Source organism: Pseudomonas ovata (assembly GCF_003131185.1).
In the GTDB taxonomy this organism is placed as follows: domain Bacteria; phylum Pseudomonadota; class Gammaproteobacteria; order Pseudomonadales; family Pseudomonadaceae; genus Aquipseudomonas; species Aquipseudomonas ovata.
The window spans coordinates 1-21,252 of record NZ_QFFU01000028.1 but is presented as its reverse complement, the minus strand read 5'-3'; the positions used below and the strand labels follow the sequence as shown (position 1 = coordinate 21,252).

Sequence of the window (21,252 nt, the reverse complement as noted above, 5' to 3'; positions counted from 1 at the left end):
ATTGACGCCTGGGCAGGCGATGATTGAGACCGATAAGTGCTTCTTTGCCGGCAACACTGCTAGGCTTGCAGCCCATCACCCACCCGCCCTGATAACGCCAATGCTTGAACGTTCATTGATCCTGTGCGCCCTGATGCTGGCCACCCAGACCGCTGCGGCGATCACGATCTACAAGACCACCAACGCCGACGGCGTGGTGTCGTTCAGCGACCGGGCCACGCCGGGAGCGGCGGTGGTGGTGTTCAGGGACCGGATGGTCGAGCGTATCGAGCGCCAGGTGCATCTGGACGTGCGCAAGGCCGAGGGCAACGACAGCCTGCATGTGCGCAATGACCTGTATGCACCGGTCGAGATCGAATTGCGCCTGTCGGGCCTGAAGAACGTGCTGGGGGTCGAAGGCAGTACCAGGACCCTGCGCCGTACGATACCGGCGCGCAGTACCGAGCGGCTGCTGGTGCTCAGCCCCAGGCAGCCCGGCCAGCCGATGCGCTACAGCGCGAAGCTGGACTCGACCCTCGGCGCGCCGAACCTGGCGGTCAATGCCTACCGCTACCCGTTGCCATGGGTGGGCGGGCCGTTTCGCCTGACCCAGGGACCGGGCGGCAAGTACAGCCATACCGACCCCAAGGGCCGTTATGCGATGGACATCGCCATGCCCGAGGGCACGCCGATCATCGCTGCCCGGGCCGGGACGGTGATCAAGGTCGAAAACGACCAGAGCGGCCGTGGCTCGAACCCGTCAGGCAACTTCGTCAGGGTGCTGCATGAAGACGGCACCATGGGCGTCTACCTGCACCTGATGCGCGGCTCGGTGGTGGTCAGCGAAGGCCAGCGGGTCAGTGTCGGCAGCTCGCTGGCGCGCTCGGGCAATACCGGCAACAGCACCGGTCCCCACCTGCACTTCGTGGTGCAGCGCAACACCGGCCAGGCGCTGGTGTCGATCCCCTACGAGTTCGCCCAGCCGCTGCAGAGCCTGCCCGATTTTGCCGTGGGCGGGATGTAGGACCGGCTTCAGCCGGGAAATGGACTTTCCGGCTGAAGCTGCTCTCATCATTGAAAAATAAGTTATTGAATTTGAAATTCATTCCGGCAGGACCGCGCTTGCCGGAATGCCGGACTACCGTGACCGGCTGCGTTAGCAGTCGTAAAATTGTGGCGTTTCGCAGATTTTGCGAGCGCTACGCACTCGGTCGCGGGCAAGCGCGCTCCTACACCGGCCCATGTTTACTGCGCGACCGCGGGCGGCCTTGGCGCTGTGTCAGTCTGCGTCAATCCAGCTTGAGCACCTTGGCCAGGACGATCTTCGGGCCTTTCATCTTCTTGATGATGATGCGCAGCCCTTCGATTTCCATCTGTTCTTCTTCCTCGGGCACGCGCTTGAGCGAGTCGTAGATCAGCCCGGCCAGGGTCTCGGCCTCGATATGGTCCAGGTCGATGCCCAGCATGCGCTCGATCTTGAACAGCGGGGTGTCGCCACGCACCAGCAGCTTGCCGGGCTGGTAGGCCAGGATGCCGCGTTCGACCTTGCGGTGTTCGTCCTGGATGTCGCCGACCAGCACTTCAAGCACGTCTTCCATGGTCAGGTAGCCGATCACCTTGCCGTCGGCTTCTTCGACCAGGGCAAAGTGGGCGCTGCCCTGGCGGAACTGCTCAAGCAGGTGCGACAGCGGCATGTGCCGCGAGACGCGTTCCAGTGGGCGGATCAGGTCGGCCAGGTTGAACGATTCGGGGATGTGCTCAAGGTCGGCCAGCTCCAGCAGCAGGTCCTTGATGTGCAGCAGGCCGACAAATTCGTTGCGCTCGGCGTCGTAGACCGGGTAGCGGCTGAACTTGTGACGGCGAAACAGCGCCAGGATTTCCTTGAGCGGGGCATGGAAGTCCAGGGTCACCATGTCTTCGCGGGAGTTGGCCCAGTCGACCACTTCCAGCTCGCCCATTTCCACCGCCGAGGCCAATACGCGCATGCCCTGGTCGCTGGGGTCCTGGCCACGGCTGGAGTGCAGGATCAGCTTGAGTTCGTCACGGCTGTAGCTGTGCTCGTGGTGCGGGCCGGGCTCGCCTTGCCCTGCGATGCGCAGGATGGCGTTGGCACTGGCGTTGAGCAGGTAGATGGCCGGGTACATCAGCCAGTAGAACAGGTACAAGGGCACCGCGGTCCACAGCGACAGCAGCTCGGGCTTGCGGATGGCCCAGGACTTGGGCGCCAGCTCGCCGATCACGATGTGCAGGTAGGAAATGATGAAGAAGGCGGTGAAGAACGACACGGCCTTGATAATTTCCGGAGTGTCGACGCCAGCAGCAGCCAGCAGGGGCTCAAGCAGGTGCGCGAAGGCCGGCTCACCGACCCAGCCCAGGCCCAGCGAGGCCAGGGTGATGCCCAGCTGGCAGGCCGACAGGTAGGCATCAAGCTGACCGTGGACCTTGCGCAGGATGCTGCCGCGCCAGCCGTGCTGGTCGGCGATGGACTCGACCCGGGTCGAGCGCAGCTTGACCATGGCGAATTCGGCCGCCACGAAGAAGCCGTTGAGCAGCACCAGTACCAGGGCAAAGAGAATCATGCCGAAATCGGCGAACAGAGAAGCCAGATCGAGAGCGGGGGAAGGGTCCATGATGGAGTTTTACAGTGTCCGTTTTGATCGAGAAGGGGGCGTTTGACCTTTCAACACGTAAGGCCATGAGCAGGGCAATGTAGCGGCTGCGTTCAAGTGTGACAACGTATATCAAAAATCGTCGAATTCATCGTCCAGGTCGGCCAGTTGGGCGGGAGCGAAGTGGCAGACGAACACACTGCCCTTGCCGGTGACGCTGTTGATCTCCAGGGTGCCGCGGTGGCGCAGCAGGACATGCTTGACGATCGCCAGGCCCAGGCCGGTGCCGCCGGTGTTGGAGGCGCGGCTGGTGTCGACCCGGTAGAAGCGCTCGGTGAGGCGCGGCAGGTGCTTGGCGTCGATGCCGATCCCGGAATCCTGCACGCTCAGGTGCGCGCCACGGGTGTCGCGCCACCAGCGGATGCGCACGGTGCCGGCGGCCGGGGTGTATTTCACGGCGTTGAAGACCAGGTTGGAGAACGCACTGCGCAGCTCGCTTTCGCTGCCCTTGAGGCCGCAGTCGCTCTCGATGTCCAGAGTGATCTGGTGATTGTTGCTGCCCGACAGCGCCTGGGCATCGTGGGCGATGGTCTTGAGCAGGGCGCTGACAGGCACCGGCTGGCTGTCGGAGGGGTAGTCGGTGGCTTCCAGCTTGGCCAGCAGCAGCAGGTCGTTGAGCAGGGTCTGCATGCGGCTGCCTTGCTGGTGCATCTGCTGCAGCGCCCGGACCCAGCGCGGGTTCACTTCTTCGCTGTTGTCGAGCAGGGTTTCCAGGTAGCCGAAGATCACCGTCAGCGGCGTGCGCAGTTCGTGGGAGACGTTGGCCACGAAGTCCTTGCGCATCTGCTCCAGCTGGTGGATGCGCGTGACGTCACGCACCAGCATCAGGTGTTCATTGTTGCCGTAGCGGGTGATCAGCAACTGGATGCGCAGGCGGTCGTTGCCGGGGGAGGGAATCTCCAGCGGCTCGGCATAGTTGCCCTGGGCGAAGTATTCCTTGAAGCGCGGATGGCGTACCAGGTTGGTGACCGGCTGGCCGCTGTCCTGCGGGGTCTTGAGGCCCAGCAGGGTCTCGGCGGCGCGGTTCCACCACTCCAGGTTGCCTTCGGCGTCGAGCATGATGACCGCGTCGCGCAGGGCGGCGGTGGACTCCTGCACGCGATCGATGACCGCTTGCAGGCGCCCGCGTACGCGCTGGTCGCGGCGCTGCAGGTGATAGATGCTGTCGAACACGTCGCCCCACAGGCCGTAGCCGTCCGGCGGTGGCTCATCGGCCTTGTGGCTGCTCAGCCAGGCGTGCAGGCGCAACAGTTGCTTGAGGGTCCAGGCCAGGTACAGGCCCAGCCCGATCGACAGGCTCCAGCCGTATTCACCGCTGATCAGGCCGACCAGCAGGCAGACGGTCACCAACAGCAGCATGTGGCGGATCAGGGTGCCGTGCCAGTTCGGGTTCAATTGGAGATGCGTCCTTGTCTGTACGGCGCGGCAGGTTCGAAGCGCAGGTCAGCTCTTGGTCGAGAACCGGTAGCCGGTGCCGCGTACGGTCTGCACCAGGTTTTCGTACGCATCGCCCAAGGCCTTGCGCAGGCGGCGGATGTGCACGTCGACGGTGCGCTCTTCGACATAGACGTTGCCGCCCCAGACCTGATCGAGCAACTGGCCACGGGTGTAGGCGCGTTCCTGGTGAGTCATGAAGAATTGCAGCAGGCGGTATTCGGTCGGTCCCATCTCGGCTGGTTTGCCGTCGATGGTGACGCGGTGGCTGATCGGGTCGAGCAGCAGGCCACCGACTTCGATGGGCGCCTCGCCGTCGGTCGGGCCGGTGCGGCGCAGCACGGCCTTGAGACGCGCCACCAGCTCGCGCGGCGAGAACGGCTTGGTGATGTAGTCGTCGGCGCCGACTTCAAGGCCCTGGATCTTGTTGTCCTCTTCGCCCTTGGCGGTGAGCATGATGATCGGGATATCACCGGTCAGCTCATCGCGCTTGAGGCGCCGCGCCAGCTCGATGCCCGAGGTGCCGGGCAGCATCCAGTCGAGCAGGATCAGGTCCGGCTTGCGGTCGATGATGATCGCGTGGGCCTGTTGGGAGTTTTCGGCTTCGATGCAGTCATAGCCGGCCATTTCCAACGCAACGGCGATCATTTCACGAATGGGCGCTTCGTCGTCAACGATCAGAATGCTCCTGCCAACCATGCTCGAACCTCTTGTCATTTAACTGTCTTGGGGCGCATTAGATAACGGAATTATTGCAGTCGTGTGACATCTGTCCATCATCCTCTGGCGCTCAGCGTACGGCGTAGTCGGCGACGATGCCGACAAAGATCAAAAGCCCGGCCCAGTGATTATGCAAAAACGCCTTGAAACACGCGTCCCGGTCACGCTTGCGGGTGCTGTGCCATTGCCAGGCAAAACAGCCTGCCGCGCCCAGCAGGCCCAGCTGAAACGGCAGGCCCAGGCCGAAGCGGGCGCCGGCCAGCAGCAGGCAGCCAAGGGCCAGGCCTTGCAGGGTCACGATGATGGTACGGTCGGCATCGCCGAACAGCACGGCGGTGGACTTGACGCCGATCCTGAGGTCGTCGTCGCGGTCGACCATGGCGTAATAGGTGTCGTAGGCCACGGTCCACAGCAGGTTGGCGATGTACAACAGCCAGGCGATCGCCGGCAGGTTGCCCGTCTCGGCAGTGAAGGCCATCGGCATGCCCCACGAGAAGGCCGCGCCCAGCACCACTTGTGGGTAATAGGTGTAGCGCTTCATGAACGGGTAGCAGGCGGCCAGTGCCAGGCCACCGAACGACAGCCATAGGGTCGCCGCATTGGTCAGCAGCACCAGTAGAAAGCTCAAGGTCACCAGCACGGCGAACAGCACCAGCGCTTCACGCGAGGTCACCTTGCCGCTGGCCAGCGGGCGCTGTTGCGTGCGCTTGACGTGGCCGTCGACCTTGCGGTCGGCAAAGTCGTTGATTACGCAACCCGCTGCACGCATCAGGAACACACCGATGACGAAGATCAGCACATTGGCCAGCGACGGGCTGCCGTTGCCGGCAATCCACAGTGCCCAGAGCGTCGGCCACAGCAGCAGGTAGATGCCGATGGGCTTGTCGATGCGCGTCAACTGGACGAAGTCCCAGGCGCGGGGGTTGAGGCGGTTGAGTGACTTGAGCAGCGACAGGTACATCAGGAACGGTCCTCGTTGTTCAGCGCCTGCCAGAGGGCGGGCAGGAAAATCTCGGCGACCAGGATGCTCAGGCCGCCGCGTCGAAAGCATGAGCGCCGCGCCCACAGGCCCTCGGCACGGTCGGCGTCCGGCAGCCACGGGGGCGGATAGCCGCGTACCTGTAGCGGGCCGCGCTCGAAGGCCGGGTCGCTGAACAGCAGCTCGCCCAGCGAGCGGGTGCCCAGGGCGTCCATGTGCAGGCCGCTGTTCAGGAGCGCCTCGCGCGCCGCGACGCTGCGGGCAAAGACCCAATGGCAGCCATCGCCGCGCAGGTAGACCTCACGCACCCAGCCCAGACTGGCGTTCGGCAGGCCCAGGGCGGCGCACTCGTCGTCACGCAGGGGCTGCCAGCCTTCCAGTACCGGCGTGACACTGAAACGGTCACGGGACAGGCGGGTCAGGCGGCGGGTCAGGGAGTCCTGGTTGAACAACCAGTCGAGCGTCAAGGGGGCGGGCGCGCAGGCCAGGTGCTCGCGTTCGAGCCACTGATCGGGCAAACAGGCAGGGATAGGCTGGGTCACGGCAGGTCATGGGCGGCAATCATTGAGGCGCCGAGCTTAGCATGACCGATGTACCGGCGTGGCGGGCTTGCATCACGGCCCCGGGGTCCGTAAAAAGCCGCTGTGAGTGAGCCTGAACCTGAGAGAGTCGAATCATGAAAAAGTGGCAATGCATTGTCTGCGGCCTGATCTATAACGAGGCCGACGGTTGGCCTGACGACGATATTGCTCCGGGCACGCGTTGGGAAGACGTTCCTCCGGACTGGCTGTGCCCCGATTGCGGGGTGGGCAAGATGGATTTCGAAATGATCGAGATCGGCTGAGCCTGCCGGTTCATGCCTGTCGGTGGAGGGCTTGCGCAAAGGCAGGATCGACCGTTGGGGGCATTGCCGGTCATTTTGTCGGCCAGGGTACGGTTTAATTTGAATATTCGGCCTACCCCCACTGGCGCGGGCCTTTGCGCCGTGCCATTCTGCGATTCGACTGCCGCTGCGAGGAGCCGCAGCGGTTACCTGATGGCTGCTCGAAGCGGGTGGCACGGGACATAAAAACAAAAAACCGTACAAGAGGCTTAGTACATGCGTAAACCAGATCTAGCAGCCGCTATCGCTGAAAAAGCGGACCTCACCAAAGACCAGTCCAATCGCGTTCTCAACGCCATCCTTGAAGAAATCACCGGCGCCCTGCACCGCAAGGACAGCGTCACCCTGGTCGGCTTCGGCACCTTCCTGCAACGCCACCGTGGCGCCCGCACCGGCAAGAACCCGCAAACGGGTGAGCCTGTGAAGATCAAGGCCAGCAACACCGTGTCGTTCAAGCCTGGCAAGGCCCTCAAGGACACCGTCAATCCCTGATCCTGTTGCCCGTCCCCGAACAGGACGAGCCGCTTGAAAGAACGGGCACCCCGGTCGCATGGGGTGCCCGTTTTTTATGCTCGCGCTCGAACCGATAAGGTAGGAAAAATCCTACAAGCTTTTGTAAAGAAACGCTTTTCTGCGCAGAAATGCCTGACTTTTTTTCACGCTTCCTCCCCTTAGAGTGCGCGTCCGTTGCACCTCTTAAACGCACCTGGGAAAACAAGATGAAAAAGTTATGGATGTCTGCTGCCGTCGCCACTCTGATCGCGACCACCAGTGGTTGTGTCAGCTACAACGTCAGCCAGCCTTCGGCGGCGCTTGAAGGCGTCGTCAAGACCGACCTTAAGGCCGATGTCAAAGTGGGCGGGCCGATCTCGGGTGAGTCCTCGACCAATATCCTCTTCAACTTCCTGGCCTTCGGTGGCGACAACGAATATGCCGACGGCGTGAGCTATGGTGGTTCGGCCGGTGGCGGCCTGGGCCTGGGCCTGCCGGATCCGGTCTCCACCACCAAGGCGGCAGCCGCCTACAAGGCGGTCAAGACCTCCGGTGCCGACCTGATCGTGGCGCCGCGTTATGAAGTGAAAGTGGCCGACTACTTCATCTTCAAGAAGGTCGATGTCAAAGTGACCGGTAGCAAGGGCAATATCAGCAGCATCCGCTGAGTGCCCGGCGTCGGGCGCTGTTTTTCTGACAGCAGTGCCTGACGTCCTGATGCTATGAAATGGCGGTTATCTGCGCTGAAAACGCAGGTAGTGGTCGCTTCGAACCGCTAGACTGCCGCCGCTTGTCTTTACTTGAACATGGCGGAGGCTGTACGCGTGAAATTTCGTTTTCTTCTCTGGGCACTGGGCCTGCTGATGGCCCGGGCCAGTCGCAACAGTCCCGCCTTTCAACAGCAGTTGGGCGACAAGGACCTGACATTCCAGTTGCAGACCGCCGACGGCAAAGTGGCACGGCATTATGTGGTGCGCGACCAGCGCGTGCGCAGTGCCGGTGGCCTGGCCCCGGAGCCGGCCTTCAGCATTGTGTTCAAGGATGCCGCCTATGGCTTTGCCACCTTGCAGGCCAGCAACAAGCAACTGGCCTTTATGCAGGGCATCCAGGACAAGCACATCCAGATCAAGGGCAACACGGCCATGGTGATGTGGTTCCAGGGCCTGATGCGCTACCTCAAGCCCCGGAAGAAGACCGGCGCCTGATGAGTGTCATTCAGTCGAGGGCGACGCGGTGAATGATGGCCGGGACGGTGACCCGTCAATCAGGCTGGCATGGGGCGGTAGATATGCAGCGGCTGTAAGTCAGTCATCGCCGGCAAGCCGCCTCCCACAGGTCCGGTGCCATGCATGAAAGCCAGGGCGACTTGGCTTCAGGGCCCCTCTAAAAGCAACCTGCGTTGTCATCGCTGCGTTAAAAACAGACTCGAGCGCGACTTCGACCGTTTCTCGCTTCAGCTGTTTGATTTTACGGCAGTTGCAGGCCGCCGGCGGCTTTGTGCAGGGCGCGCAGGTGTTCGCTCATCTGTTTGAGGTTTTCTTCGCTGGCGGTGATTTCGGCGGCACGGGCCGGTTCCAGCAGGGCGCGCACTTCACTGTCCAGGTCGCCGGTCAGGCGCTTGAGGGTTTTCTGCCGTTCGCTGCTCTGGGTCTCCAGGCGTTGCCATTCCTCGGTTTGCGGCAAGCCATAGCCGTCGCTGCCGAGCAATTCGGCCGGGCGACTGAGAAAGCCGCTGTTGGCAAGGATGTCCTGCAAGGTGCCGGTGGCCTTCGACACGCGCCCGTCCTGTTGCTCCCGGGCCGTGAGGTAGCGCTGCTTGACCTCGTCCTGGGCCAGCAGCAACTGGCGGCGCAGGCTGGCCTGCTCCAGCAGCAGGATGGCGGCGCTGGTGCGCAGGTCGGCGCGGGCGAACCACTGGCGCCGCTCGATGGCCGGTTGTTGCAGCCAGTCCTCGACCGAGTCTTGCCGGATTGGCAGGTTCTTCTTGAGCACCGTGAACATGGCCTGGTAGCGATCGCGGTAGGAGTCGAAGCGGTAACCCAGGCGCAGCGCTTCCTTGGGGTCGTCCAGTACGCGGGTGTCGGCCAGGCCGCGGCCCTTGAGCACCTCCAGCAAACCGTTGGGCAGGATGCTGTCCAGGCCGGTGAGTTGCGAATCATCAGTGCCGCTGCGCAACAGCTTGAGGGTTTCCACGGCGCAGTTGTTGGAGATGAAATAGTAGTCGCCGTCATAGCTCCAGTGCATTTCAGCAGCGTGCTCGACCAGGGTGTCGATCTGCGGGCGTGACAGCTTCAACGGCACCGAGGCCAGGCTGCGCAGCTCGGTCTTGGTGTACTCGTCGATTACCTGGGCCAGCGGCAGGACGAACAGCCGTGACGGGTAGGCGCCGGTCAGGCCGTCCCAGCTCGACAACTGCACATCGCCCACGAAGGCCCGATAGGAGAGCACCAGGTGCTGGTCCAGGTCCAGGCGACAGTCCGGACCCCGTGGCCGGCCTGGCTTGCAGATCACCAGGCGCAGCATGCTGTGGCCCCAGCGACTCATCATGTTCTGGTTGGCCTCGGCCAGCAGGTAATCGACGGCGTAGACGCGCTCGGGGTCAAGCTTGCCCAACGGCTCGCGGCCAAAATCGTTGCCGGCGTTCAGGTACGGATAGAACGACGGGCAGGCCTGTTGCGTTGGCGGCGCCCAGCCGAACTGCTCTTTGTACCAGCGGTACAGGGCCGGACGACGACAGGCGTAGGTCGGGTCGAGCAGAAAGTACTCCATGTTTACCGCGACAAATTCCAGCGGGCTGCTCAGTTCATAGGCATCCGGGCTGCGCACGCTCTGGCCGTTGTGCTGCTCGCGTGCGCCACGCCGGCCCACATACTGCTGCCAGCCGGCCAGATCAAGCAGGCGCGGGTCGTCGCTCAAGGTGAAGCGCCGTTCGGTCTGGCCACGGCATTCGTCGGCCAGGCCGACCTTGCCCAGCGAACTGTGCTGGCGGGCGCAGCGCAGGATCAGCCTGCGGTCGGCGCCGGACCACAGGCGGGCGCGGTCGTAGACGTGGGTCAGCTCGTGCAGCACCGTTGCCAGCAATTCGCGGCGCACGGTGCCATGCGGCCGGCCAGTGGGTTCGGTGGCGGCAGAGCCATCGGTCAGCGGTGCCAGCAGGCGGGTATTGAGGTACAGCTGGTAAGGACCTGCGGCCTGGCCGTAGGCATTGTCCGGCATGTCGCTGGACCAGCTCACATCGATAGGCCGGTCCAGGTCTTTGACAAAGCGCGGCGGCAAGGCCTGCAGGGCTTCATCGAGCAGCGCCTGGCTGGCCTGGCGCTGGGCCGGGTTCAGGGACTCGCTTTGCAGGTGCAACTGCAGGTCGGCGAGCACAGGTGTCGCCGCCAGGCTCAGCCCCCAGGCCAGCAGCCAGACGCCAAGGCGCCTCACAGTGCGAGGATGGCTTCGGCCAGGGCCTGATCGCTGGCGGTGCGCGCTTCAGGCACGCGGCTGCGCAGGGTGTCGAACGCCGCGTCGAGGCGGGCGCCATGAATGTCGCCGCCGCTGGCCACGTAGCTGGCGGCGTCGTCACGGGCTTGTTGCACGACCTTGGAGTCGCGGATCGAGGTGGTGGTGTCGGAGGTGAAGTCGATGGAGCGGCCAAAAGCGCGAACGATGATGTTGCTGGTGGCCACTACGGTCTGTGCCTGGGCCAGGTCGGCCATCAGCAGCATGCCCAGGGTCGCGGCGATCAACGGGGTGCGCATGTAACGTCTCCAGTACCGAACAGAAAAAGTGATTATTGGACGAGGATTGCCTGCGCCAGTTCAAGGTCGCTGGCACGAAGTTTTGTGTGCTGCTGGCGCAGGTGCAACAGGGCCGATTCGAGCTGTACCCCGCGTAACTGCCCGTCGCTGGCGACAAAGGCGGCCGCTTCGTCGCGGGCGGCGAGGATCAGCTTGTCATCGAAAGGAGCCGAGGTGACCTGGCTGGTGACATAACCACTGACGACCACGCCCTGGGTGCTGGTGTCGAACGCCTGGGCCTGGCCGGTGAACGTCAGGCTGGCCAGCGGAGCCAGAAGCAACAGATACAGTAAGCGCATGAGTATTCAAAGCATTGCAGAAACGAAGCCCAAGGCTAACGCAACGCCTTGGGCAGGGCTACCCCGCTGGCCGGCGGGGGGGCTGACTTACAGGGCCAGGATGGCCTGGGCCAGTTGGGTGTCGGTGGCTTGCAGGGATGGTTGCAGCTGGCGGATGTGACTCAGGGCGCCTTCAAGGCGCACGCCACGGATTTCGCCGGCGCTGCCGACGAAGCTGGCGGCGTCGTCGCGGGCAGCACGCACGATCTTGTCGTCACGAAACGACGAACTGATATCGGAGGTGGCGTCGGTGGAGGCGGCGACGGCGCCGACCACGGTGTCGGTGGTCACGATAAAGCTGCTGGCGTGGGCACCGGCAGCGGCGGTCAACAGCACAGCGGTACCCAGAATACGCAGAAAGGACATGGTGGTGTTCCGTCTAATAAATGAAGAGATCGTGAAGGTGTGCCCGCTAGCCTATCGCAGGTAATTGCCGCGTGCTATCGCAGCGCTTGGCCAGTCGCTTTAACTGTTATGGTCTTTATTGGGCATATTGTAAACTGTACTTGTTTTCGGACGGCTGCGGTAGGAGCGCGCTTGCCCGCGACCGAGTGCGCAGCGCTCGCAGAAATTGTGTAGACGCTGAAAATTTACGACTGCTAACGCAGCCGGTCGCGGGCAAGCGCGCTCCTACTGAGGCCCAGTGTTTGCTGGGCGGCAGGCCGAAACGACAAAGCCCGTCAGCAGTTGCCTGCGACGGGCTTTGGGGGGATTCGGGTGAACTGGCTGGATGGCCTTCAGGCCTGCGCCGGTTCGCGCCGTATCAACGCCAGAACGGTTTGCTCAGTTCTTCGTAGCGCTGGGATTCGCTGATACCGGCGTCAGCCAGCAGGCGAGTGTCCAGACGAGCCAGTTGACGGCGGCTCGACAGGCGACGTTGCCACAGCATCAGGGTCGCGAAGGCGCGCAGAGGCAGGGCAGACTGGTTCGAAACGGTGCTTTCGCTGAACAGCTCGGAACTGATTGTACGTTCCATGGTGTGACTTCCTTCCGCTTATGGCGGGATTAGAGATTGGCTTGACTGGTGCCTATCTTCCTCTCGTGCAGGGCCATTCCATAGACACAGTTCACTTGTATTGTGAGAGTTCAGTTAACTGTTTATGGGCACTGTTTTGTTCAAAAATGGGGCAACTGTACTGCTATGCACGTTAATGGTGCACTATTGATCGGTCATGTCGTATTTCTGTTGTTAAAAGACGATTTTTGACCAGTACAGCAGTACAGTTTTTGTCAGTGCCCTGTTTCGGTAAGGACGCTGTACCGGAAAAGTGTGTTGCACAGGTTGAACTGTGTATTTCACGCCGGGAGCATGCGCCCGGTTTCTTCCAGATTCATGTGCCAATTGAGTGCTTCACGCAGCAGGTGAGGGGTGTGGCCGCCCAGCACACAAGCCGCACTGAAGTAGTCGTCGAGCGCCTGGCGATAGTCCGGGTGCACGCAGTTGTCGATGATTACCCGTGCCCGCTCGCGCGGTGCCAGGCCGCGCAGGTCGGCCAGGCCCTGCTCGGTGACCAGAATATCAACGTCGTGCTCGGTGTGATCGACGTGGCTGACCATCGGCACAACACTGGAAATGGCACCGCCCTTGGCAATGGATTTGGTGACGAAGATCGCCAGGTGGGCGTTGCGCGAGAAGTCGCCCGAGCCGCCGATGCCGTTCATCATCCGCGTGCCGCACACATGGGTGGAGTTGACATTGCCGTACAGGTCGAACTCCAGGGCCGTGTTGATACCGATGATGCCCAGGCGGCGGATCACTTCAGGATGGTTGGAGATTTCCTGCGGGCGCAGCACCAGCCGTGACTTGTAGCGCTCGAAGTCGGCGAACACCTGAGCGTGCCTGGGCGCCGACAGGGTCATGGAACTGCCCGAGGCGAAATCGAGCTTGCCGGCGTCGAACAGGTCGAAGGTCGAGTCCTGCAGCACTTCGGAGTACATGGTCAGGTGCTTGAAGGGCGAGTCCAGCAGGCCGTGCATCACCGCATTGGCGATGGTGCCGATGCCGGCCTGCAATGGCATCAGGCGTTCGGTCAGGCGCTGGGCCCGCACTTCGCTCTTGAAGAACTCGACCAGGTGATTGGCGATGGCCTGGGTCTCGACATCCGGCGGCAACACGGTCGACGGCGAGTCGGGCTGGTCGCTGATGACGATGCCGATGATCTTGGCCGGGTCGATCTTCACCGCAGGGCTGCCGATGCGTGAATCGGCTTCCAGCACCGGGATCGGCAGGCGCGTCGGCCGGTAGCTGGGGATATAGATGTCGTGCAGGCCTTCGAGCGCCAGGGGTTGCGACAGGTTGATCTCGATAATCACCTTTTCGGCGAGGATGGCGAAGCTGGCCGAGTTGCCGACCGAGGTGCTCAGCACCAGGTGACCGTCCTCGGTGATCGCCACGCATTCGATGACCGCCAGGTCCACCGCCTTGATCTGCCGGTTGCGCAGTTGCTCGACCGTATCGGAGAGGTGCTGGTCGATGAACATGACTTCGCCGGCATTGATCGCCCGGCGCAGCGTGCTGTCGACCTGGAACGGCATGCGCCGCGACAGCACGCCGGCTTCGGTCAGCTGCTTGTCCAGATCGTTGCCCAGGCTGGCGCCGGTCATCAGGCTGATTTTCAGGGGTGACTGGCGGGCACGTTCGGCCAGGGCGTGCGGCACCGCCTTGGCTTCACCGGCGCGGGTAAAGCCGCTCATGCCGACGGTCATGCCGTCTTCAATCAGGCCGGCGGCGTCGGCTGCGCTCATCACCTTGCTCATCAGGCCGGGCATGCGAATACGATCACGGTACATGGTCATGGTCTCGGGGGTGGAAACGAGCGCCAAGTCTAGTGGCTGCCGGCAGCTTCGTCCCCCGACCAAGGTCGTACGCGAGGCCTCTAATTAGCGGCTTTCAGCGCAAAACACCGTTACGAAAGTTGTAAAAAAGCCCCGGCTTGCGAGCAGGCCGGGGCTTTTCTGGAGCCGTTTTGTCAGTGCGACTCGACGGCCTTGACCATGTCTTCGATGACCTTCTTGGCGTCACCGAAGACCATCATGGTCTTGTCCAGATAGAACAGTTCGTTGTCCAGGCCGGCATAGCCGCTGGCCATCGAGCGCTTGTTGACGATGATGGTCTTGGCCTTGTAGGCCTCCAGAATCGGCATGCCGGCAATCGGCGACTTGGGATCGTTCTTGGCCGCCGGGTTGACCACGTCGTTGGCGCCCAGCACCAGCACCACGTCGGCCTGGCCGAATTCGGAGTTGATGTCCTCCATCTCGAACACCTGGTCGTAAGGCACTTCGGCCTCGGCCAGCAGCACGTTCATGTGCCCCGGCATGCGCCCGGCCACCGGGTGAATGGCGTATTTCACCGTGACGCCATGGTGCACCAGCTTCTCGGTCAGTTCCTTGAGTGCATGCTGGGCGCGGGCCACGGCCAGGCCGTAGCCGGGGACGATGATGACCGTGTCGGCATTGGTCAGCAGGAAGGTGGCGTCATCGGCCGAGCCTGACTTCACCGGACGCTGTTCCTGGCTGCCAGCGCTGGCACCGGCATCGGCCGTCGCACCGAAGCCGCCGCCGATCACGTTGAAGAACGAGCGGTTCATGGCCTTGCACATGATGTACGACAGGATGGCGCCGCTGGAGCCGACCAGCGAGCCGGCGATGATCAGCATCGAGTTGTTCAGCGAGAAACCGATGCCGGCTGCGGCCCAGCCCGAGTAGCTGTTGAGCATCGACACCACCACCGGCATGTCGGCCCCGCCGATGGGGATGATCAGCAGCACGCCAATCACAAAGGCCAGTACCAGCATGATCGCAAACGCCGTGAGGTTGCCACTGAACATGTAGGTCAGGCCGAAGAACAGCGTGGCCAGGCCCAGGACCAGGTTCAGTTTGTGCTGCCCGGCGAACTGCACCGGTGCACCCTGGAACAGACGGAATTTGTACTTGCCCGAGAGCTTGCCAAAGGCGATGACCGAACCTGAAAAAGTCACGGCGCCGATGGCTGCGCCCAGGAACAGTTCCAGGCGGTTGCCGACCGGGATGGCGTCGCCCAGATGGGCCACAATGCCCAGTGACTGGGGCTCGACCACCGCGGCGATGGCAATGAACACCGCCGCCAGGCCGATCATGCTGTGCATGAAGGCCACCAGTTCCGGCATCTTGGTCATCTCGACACGCTTGGCCATGATCGAGCCGGCGGTGCCGCCGACCAGCAGGCCCACAAGGATGTAGCCGATGCCGGCGCTGGTGCCCACGGTGCTGGCCAGCTTGTAGACCAGGCCGATGGTGGTCAGGACCGCCAGGCCCATGCCCAGCATGCCGAACAGGTTGCCGCGACGCGAGGTGGTCGGGTGCGACAGGCCCTTGAGCGCCTGGATGAAGCACACCGCCGAAACCAGGTACAGCAGGGTGACAAGGTTCATGCTCATTTCTGCACCTCATCCTTGGCCTTGGCTTTCTTCTTGAACATTTCCAGCATGCGCCGGGTGACCAGGAAGCCACCGAACACATTGACCGCCGCCAGGGCCACGGCCAGTGTGCCCATGACCTTGCCCAGCGGCGTGACGGTCAGGGCGGCGGCGAGCATGGCGCCGACGATCACGATGGCGCTGATGGCGTTGGTGACCGCCATCAACGGCGTGTGCAGGGCCGGGGTGACGTTCCAGACCACGTGGTAACCCACGTAGATGGCCAGGACGAAAATGATCAGGTTGTAGATACCGGGGGAGATCAGCTCTTGCATGGTGATTGTTCTCAGCCGTTTTTGCGGATGACCTGGCCGTCGCGGCACATCAGGCACGCGGCGACGATGTCGTCTTCGAGGTTGATCGAGAGCTGGGCGTCCTTGTCGAACAGCAGCTTCATGAAGTCCAGCAGGTTGCGGGCATACAGCGCCGAGGCATCGGCGGCCACCAGTGCCGGCAGGTTGGTGTGGCCGACGAGGGTCACGCCGTGCTCGACCACGACCTGGTCGGCCACAGTCAGCGGGCAGTTGCCGCCCTGGGCGGCGGCCAGGTCGATGACCACCGAGCCGGGTTTCATCTGCGCTACGGTGTCGGCACTCAACAGCACCGGTGCCTTGCGGCCGGGAATCAGTGCGGTGGTGATGACGATGTCCGATTGCCGGGCGCGTTCGTGCACGGCAACGGCCTGGCGCTGCATCCAGCTGGCCGGCATGGGCCGGGCATAGCCGCCGACGCCTTCGGCGCACGCGCGTTCTTCATCGGTCTCGTAGGGTACATCGATGAATTTGGCGCCCAGTGACTCGATCTGCTCGCGCACCGCCGGCCGCACGTCGGAGGCTTCCACGACGGCGCCCAGGCGCTTGGCGGTGGCAATCGCCTGCAGGCCGGCCACGCCGGCACCAAGGATCAGCACCCGGGCGGCCTTTACGGTGCCGGCGGCGGTCATCAGCATCGGCATGAAGCGCGGGTAATGGTGCGCGGCCAGCAGCACCGACTTGTAGCCGGCAATGTTGGCTTGCGACGACAGCACATCCAGGCTCTGGGCGCGGGAAGTGCGCGGGGCGGCTTCCAGGGCAAAGGCCGTGATGCCCCGTGCGTTCATGCGCGCAATGGTCTCGTTGCTGAACGGGTTGAGCATGCCGATCAACACGGTGCCAGGCTGAATCAGCGCCAGTTCCTGATCGTCGGGTGGGGTCACCTTGAGAATCAGTTGGGCACTGAACACGTCGCTGGCACCGCCGATCACGGCACCGGCGGCTTCATAGGCGCTGTCGGTGACACCGGCACACATTCCGGCGCCCTGTTGGACCGTCAGCGTATGGCCCTGGGTAATCAGTTTCTTGATGGTTTCCGGGGTGGCGGCGACCCGGGTTTCGCCCGCATGGGTTTCAAGAGGAACACCAATATGCACGGCAAGTCTCCTGCGCGATCTTTCTTGTCTTCATGAGTGGGCCAACGAACTGCGGCGGGTGCGTTGACGGCGGGTAACAATGAGCTTTGGCCCCGGCAGGCCGGGCGCGGCGCATTGTGCCGCTGAGAATAGCGGGCCTTCAACACATTCTGTAACGAGACTGGAAATTAACTACAAGTCATCCTGTGACCTATTGTCGCAACACTTTGCTGGACGCCTTTATTTGTAAGGCTTGCAGCAAATTCCATGAAGTTATTGTGGAAAACAATAATTTTTCGTTCACGACCAAAGTGCAATGGAAAAACGGGCTGAAAGCCTTGTAAATAAAGGCCTGTGGCCGGTTTTAAGAGTGGTCTGATGACAGATTTGAAATAGCGACAATTTGTTATATCTGTAGTGCTTTATTGCGTGTTACTACCGATTTTCGTCCTGCTCTTGCGGCAATCTGTAACGCTTTGCCTGGTCGATCAGCCAGTTGCGAAAGGCCTGCAGCGATACAGTCTGGGTTTTACGCTCCGGAATCATCAGGTGATAGGCCTTTATGCTGGTCAATTCATGGGGGTTGGCGATGACCAGGCGCTGTTCTCGCAGTTCGCGCTGAATAAGGAAAGGCGGAATAAGGGCAATGCCCATCTCGTGCATGGCGGCCTGGGCCAGCATCGAGAATAGCTCGTAGCGCGGCCCCGTCATGTCCCGCGGCACCTGCAACTGACGATCGTTGAACCACTGTCGCCAGGCATAGGGACGGGTGGTCTGTTGCAACAAGGGCCGTTCGGCAATCTGCGCGGCGCTCAGGCTGGCCTGGCCGTTCAGCAGTGCAGGGCTGCAGACGGGCATGGGGTTTTCACCCATCAGGCGGTAGGCCTGCGTGCCGGGCCAGTCGGCGTCGCCAAAATAGATCGCGGCATCGAAGTCGGTGTCGGCAAACAGGAAGGGACGCGTGCAGTTGGTCAGGTTGACGGTGACTTCCGGGTGGCATCGCTGGAAGTCCTTGAGCCTGGGCAGCAGCCATTGCGTGCCGAAGGTGGGCACCACGGCCAGCTCGATGACACTGGCGCCTTGCTGGCCCATGACCGACAGCGTGTCGCGCTCGACCGCATCGAGTTGCGCCGCGACCCGACGACTGTAGGAGAGGCCGGCGTCGGTGAGCTTGACCCCGCGCCTGGAGCGCTTGAACAGCTCGATGCCGAGAAACTGCTCCAGGCTGCCGATCTGCCGGCAGATGGCACTCTGGGTCAGCGACAGCTCTTGGGCGGCCTTGGTGAAGCTTTCATGGCGGGCGGCCGATTCGAAGCTGACCAGCGCTGCCGTACTGGGAATTTTGCGCCGCATATACAAAGTCCTCACTTGGTCAGTCAGTAATCAAAAGGCTGAAGGGTTTACGGAGTGAGAAATTAGCACAACAGCTTGCATAATCGTCGTTTGTCCGCTGCGCGATGCACGACTACGCTTGTGCCACGACATTGAATTTCGGGCGAGGCATCAATCATGAGTGGCAAGGCAAGCTTTAACTGGATCGACCCGCTGTTGCTGGATCAGCAACTGACCGAAGAAGAGCGCATGGTGCGCGACAGCGCCGAGCAGTTTGCCCAGGACAAGCTGGCGCCACGCGTGCTTGAGGCCTTTCGTCATGAGCAGACCGATCCGCGTATTTTCCGTGAGATGGGTGAGATCGGCCTGCTGGGCGCCACCATCCCCGAAGCTTACGGCGGCAGCGGCCTCAACTATGTGTGTTATGGGCTGATTGCCCGTGAAGTCGAGCGTATCGACTCCGGCTACCGCTCGATGATGAGCGTGCAGTCGTCGCTGGTCATGGTGCCGATCAACGAGTTCGGCTCCGAAGCGCAGAAGCAGAAGTACCTGCCGAAGCTCGCCAATGGTGAATGGATCGGCTGTTTCGGCCTGACCGAGCCCGACCATGGCTCCGACCCGGGTGCGATGGTGACCCGGGCACGCAAGGTCGAGGGTGGCTATCGCCTGAGCGGCGCCAAGATGTGGATCACCAACAGCCCGATCGCCGATGTGTTCGTGGTCTGGGCCAAGGACGACGCCGGGGATATTCGTGGCTTTATCCTGGAGAAGGGCTGGACCGGGCTCAGTGCGCCGGCCATTCATGGCAAGGTGGGCTTGCGCGCCTCGATCACCGGCGAGATCGTGATGGACAATGTCTTTGTACCTGAAGAGAACATCTTTCCTGATGTGCGCGGGCTCAAGGGGCCGTTTACCTGCCTTAACTCTGCTCGTTATGGCATCGCCTGGGGAGCACTGGGGGCGGCGGAGTTCTGCTGGCACACCTCGCGACAGTACACGCTGGATCGCAAGCAATTCGGACGTCCGCTGGCGGCCAACCAGTTGATCCAGAAAAAGCTGGCCGACATGCAGACCGAAATCACCCTGGCCCTGCAAGGCTGCCTGCGCCTGGGGCGGATGAAGGATGAAGGTACTGCGGCGGTGGAAATCACCTCGATCATGAAGCGTAACTCCTGCGGCAAGGCCCTGGAGGTCGCACGGCTGGCGCGTGACATGCTGGGCGGCAATGGCATCAGCGATGAGTTCGGCGTGGCGCGGCATCTGGTCAACCTGGAGGTGGTCAACACCTATGAGGGTACGCATGACGTGCACGCGCTGATTCTGGGGCGTGCGCAGACCGGTATTCAGGCTTTCTATTAATAGACGCACAAGGGGCTGGCCATGGGTGCGCTGTCGCATATTCGAGTGCTGGACCTGTCGCGGGTACTGGCCGGTCCCTGGGCGGGGCAGATCCTGGCCGACCTGGGCGCCGATGTGATCAAGGTCGAGCGCCCGGTCAGCGGCGACGACACCCGGGCGTGGGGGCCGCCCTTCCTCAGGGATGAAAACGGGCACGACACCAGTGAGGCGGCCTATTACCTGTCGGCCAATCGCAACAAGCAGTCGGTGACCATCGATTTTACCCGGCCCGAGGGGCAGGCGCTGGTGCGTGAGCTGGCGGCCCGCTCTGATGTGTTGATCGAGAATTTCAAGGTGGGCGGGCTGGCGGCCTATGGCCTGGACTATCCGACGCTCAAGGCGATCAATCCTCGACTGATCTATTGCTCTATCACCGGGTTCGGACAAAGCGGGCCTTATGCCAGGCGTGCCGGCTACGACTTCATGATTCAAGGCCTGGGCGGGCTGATGAGCCTGACCGGGCGCGCCGAGGCAGAAGAGGGGGCGGGGCCGGTCAAGGTGGGCGTGGCGTTGACGGATATCCTGACCGGGCTCTATTCGAGCACGGCCATTCTGGCGGCCCTGGCGCATCGCGATCAGAGCGGTGAGGGGCAGCACATCGATATGGCCTTGCTGGACGTGCAGGTGGCGTGCCTGGCCAATCAGGCGATGAACTACCTGAGCACCGGGGTGGCGCCTCGTCGGCTGGGCAATGCGCATCCGAACATCGTGCCTTATCAGGACTTCCCGACCGCCGATGGCGACTTCATCCTGACGGTGGGCAACGACAGTCAGTTCAGGAAATTCGCCGAAGTGGCGGGTCGGCCCGAGTGGGCTGACGATCCGCGTTTCAAGAGCAACACATTGCGCGTGGCTCATCGCGCCGAACTGATTCCGTTGATTCGCCAGGTCACGGTGTTCAAGACCACAGTGCAATGGGTGGCCGAGCTGGAGGCGGCCGGCGTGCCCTGTGGGCCGATCAATGACCTGGCTCAAGTGTTTGCCGATCCTCAGGTGGTGGCGCGAGGGCTGGCGATCGAACTGCCTCATGAATTGGGCGGGACCGTACCGTTGGTGGCCAGCCCTATACGCTTGTCGCAGACGCCAGTCGAGTATCGTCGGGCGCCGCCTTTGTTGGGCGAACATACCCAGGCGGTGTTGCGCGATGTATTGGGCCTGAGCGATGAGGCGATCGCCTTGTTGCGTGAAGGGCAGGTTCTATAGAGGTGTCCATAGGGTGGTCCATCGTCTTCTATATAAAGAGAAGCTCTTTCAGGACGCGATTAACCGTTAATTTCACATTATTGAAATTAAGTGTTGACGCCCTGTCTCAGCGCTCTATAATGCGCACCATTCCCGCCGCGGAAGAAACTGAAAACTCCTTGAATATCAATGAGTTGGATAAGAAATCGGCGAGGGGGTG

General features: G+C 62.3%; 22 protein-coding genes. 7 read left to right on the top strand and 15 right to left on the bottom strand.

The genetic code is table 11. The features are described from left to right. Positions 1 to 100 precede the first annotated feature (100 nt). On the top strand, positions 101 to 1,003 hold the full coding sequence (locus tag DGA31_RS25740; protein ID WP_109514419.1) for a peptidoglycan DD-metalloendopeptidase family protein: 903 nt from the start codon (positions 101 to 103) through the stop codon (positions 1,001 to 1,003). A gap of 265 nt (positions 1,004 to 1,268) precedes the next feature. Here DGA31_RS25740 and DGA31_RS25735 read toward each other — a convergent pair whose 3' ends face one another. The 5 genes from DGA31_RS25735 to DGA31_RS25715 form a co-directional block, all read right to left on the bottom strand. After that, entirely contained in the window at positions 1,269 to 2,609 is a 1,341-nt protein-coding gene (locus DGA31_RS25735) for a hemolysin family protein (protein WP_056840850.1), read from the bottom strand. A gap of 111 nt (positions 2,610 to 2,720) precedes the next feature. Further along, on the bottom strand, positions 2,721 to 4,007 hold the full coding sequence (phoR, locus tag DGA31_RS25730) for a phosphate regulon sensor histidine kinase PhoR (RefSeq protein ID WP_236709472.1): 1,287 nt from the start codon (positions 4,005 to 4,007) through the stop codon (positions 2,721 to 2,723). An 84-nt stretch (positions 4,008 to 4,091) separates the two neighbouring features. Beyond that, positions 4,092 to 4,781, bottom strand: a complete 690-nt coding sequence (gene phoB, locus DGA31_RS25725) for a phosphate regulon transcriptional regulator PhoB (protein ID WP_056840848.1) — start codon at positions 4,779 to 4,781, stop codon at positions 4,092 to 4,094. Between the two features lie 91 nt (positions 4,782 to 4,872). Beyond that, the gene (gene ubiA / locus DGA31_RS25720) at positions 4,873 to 5,763 is read right to left on the bottom strand and encodes a 4-hydroxybenzoate octaprenyltransferase (protein ID WP_109514418.1); all 891 of its coding nucleotides are present in this window, start codon (positions 5,761 to 5,763) and stop codon (positions 4,873 to 4,875) included. Beyond that, entirely contained in the window at positions 5,763 to 6,323 is a 561-nt protein-coding gene (locus tag DGA31_RS25715; RefSeq protein WP_109514417.1) for a chorismate--pyruvate lyase family protein, read from the bottom strand. The genes ubiA and DGA31_RS25715 overlap by 1 nt, the downstream gene beginning before the upstream one ends. 134 nt (positions 6,324 to 6,457) lie before the next feature. Between DGA31_RS25715 and DGA31_RS25710 the strand changes: the two genes are divergently transcribed. From DGA31_RS25710 to DGA31_RS25695, 4 genes are all read left to right on the top strand, one after another. After that, entirely contained in the window at positions 6,458 to 6,625 is a 168-nt protein-coding gene (locus DGA31_RS25710) for a rubredoxin (protein ID WP_056840845.1), read from the top strand. 255 nt (positions 6,626 to 6,880) lie between these two features. Beyond that, entirely contained in the window at positions 6,881 to 7,156 is a 276-nt protein-coding gene (locus DGA31_RS25705) for an HU family DNA-binding protein (protein ID WP_056840844.1), read from the top strand. Positions 7,157 to 7,383: 227 nt separating this feature from the next. Continuing rightward, a complete protein-coding gene (locus DGA31_RS25700) occupies positions 7,384 to 7,824 on the top strand; it encodes a hypothetical protein (RefSeq protein ID WP_109514416.1) in 441 nt (146 codons plus the stop codon). Positions 7,825 to 7,980: 156 nt separating this feature from the next. Continuing rightward, a complete protein-coding gene (locus DGA31_RS25695) occupies positions 7,981 to 8,361 on the top strand; it encodes a helicase (RefSeq protein WP_109514445.1) in 381 nt (126 codons plus the stop codon). A gap of 262 nt (positions 8,362 to 8,623) precedes the next feature. On the opposite strand, the gene DGA31_RS25690 is transcribed toward DGA31_RS25695, so the two are convergent. From DGA31_RS25690 to DGA31_RS25645, 10 genes are all read right to left on the bottom strand, one after another. Next, positions 8,624 to 10,585 (bottom strand): DUF7844 domain-containing protein, encoded by a 1,962-nt coding sequence (locus DGA31_RS25690; protein WP_109514415.1) that lies wholly within the window; start codon positions 10,583 to 10,585, stop codon positions 8,624 to 8,626. Continuing rightward, positions 10,582 to 10,902 carry a DUF2388 domain-containing protein gene (locus DGA31_RS25685; protein ID WP_056840841.1) on the bottom strand — a complete coding sequence of 107 codons (321 nt, stop codon included), beginning with the start codon at positions 10,900 to 10,902 and terminating at the stop codon, positions 10,582 to 10,584. The genes DGA31_RS25690 and DGA31_RS25685 overlap by 4 nt, the downstream gene beginning before the upstream one ends. A 32-nt stretch (positions 10,903 to 10,934) precedes the next feature. Further along, positions 10,935 to 11,240 carry a DUF2388 domain-containing protein gene (locus DGA31_RS25680; protein WP_109514414.1) on the bottom strand — a complete coding sequence of 102 codons (306 nt, stop codon included), beginning with the start codon at positions 11,238 to 11,240 and terminating at the stop codon, positions 10,935 to 10,937. An 87-nt stretch (positions 11,241 to 11,327) separates the two neighbouring features. Beyond that, on the bottom strand, positions 11,328 to 11,645 hold the full coding sequence (locus DGA31_RS25675) for a DUF2388 domain-containing protein (RefSeq protein ID WP_056840839.1): 318 nt from the start codon (positions 11,643 to 11,645) through the stop codon (positions 11,328 to 11,330). A gap of 397 nt (positions 11,646 to 12,042) precedes the next feature. Next, entirely contained in the window at positions 12,043 to 12,255 is a 213-nt protein-coding gene (locus tag DGA31_RS25670) for a DUF1127 domain-containing protein (RefSeq protein ID WP_056840838.1), read from the bottom strand. 320 nt (positions 12,256 to 12,575) lie between these two features. Further along, complete coding sequence (locus DGA31_RS25665) at positions 12,576 to 14,069, bottom strand: acetyl-CoA hydrolase/transferase family protein (protein WP_109514413.1); 1,494 nt, start codon at positions 14,067 to 14,069, stop codon at positions 12,576 to 12,578. A gap of 179 nt (positions 14,070 to 14,248) precedes the next feature. Continuing rightward, the gene (locus DGA31_RS25660) at positions 14,249 to 15,694 is read right to left on the bottom strand and encodes an NAD(P)(+) transhydrogenase (Re/Si-specific) subunit beta (protein WP_109514412.1); all 1,446 of its coding nucleotides are present in this window, start codon (positions 15,692 to 15,694) and stop codon (positions 14,249 to 14,251) included. Beyond that, positions 15,691 to 16,008 carry an NAD(P) transhydrogenase subunit alpha part 2 gene (locus DGA31_RS25655; protein WP_056840835.1) on the bottom strand — a complete coding sequence of 106 codons (318 nt, stop codon included), beginning with the start codon at positions 16,006 to 16,008 and terminating at the stop codon, positions 15,691 to 15,693. The genes DGA31_RS25660 and DGA31_RS25655 overlap by 4 nt, the downstream gene beginning before the upstream one ends. A gap of 11 nt (positions 16,009 to 16,019) precedes the next feature. Continuing rightward, positions 16,020 to 17,141 (bottom strand): Re/Si-specific NAD(P)(+) transhydrogenase subunit alpha, encoded by a 1,122-nt coding sequence (locus DGA31_RS25650; RefSeq protein ID WP_056840834.1) that lies wholly within the window; start codon positions 17,139 to 17,141, stop codon positions 16,020 to 16,022. Between the two features lie 414 nt (positions 17,142 to 17,555). Further along, positions 17,556 to 18,473 (bottom strand): LysR family transcriptional regulator, encoded by a 918-nt coding sequence (locus DGA31_RS25645; RefSeq protein ID WP_056840833.1) that lies wholly within the window; start codon positions 18,471 to 18,473, stop codon positions 17,556 to 17,558. Between the two features lie 156 nt (positions 18,474 to 18,629). Here DGA31_RS25645 and DGA31_RS25640 point away from each other — a divergent pair, with 156 nt between their 5' ends. Both DGA31_RS25640 and DGA31_RS25635 read left to right on the top strand, forming a co-directional pair. Further along, positions 18,630 to 19,811, top strand: a complete 1,182-nt coding sequence (locus DGA31_RS25640; RefSeq protein WP_109514411.1) for an acyl-CoA dehydrogenase — start codon at positions 18,630 to 18,632, stop codon at positions 19,809 to 19,811. A 21-nt stretch (positions 19,812 to 19,832) separates the two neighbouring features. Beyond that, positions 19,833 to 21,053, top strand: coding sequence for a CaiB/BaiF CoA transferase family protein (locus DGA31_RS25635; protein WP_109514410.1), 1,221 nt, complete (start codon positions 19,833 to 19,835; stop codon positions 21,051 to 21,053). The last annotated feature ends 199 nt before the right edge of the window (positions 21,054 to 21,252 follow it).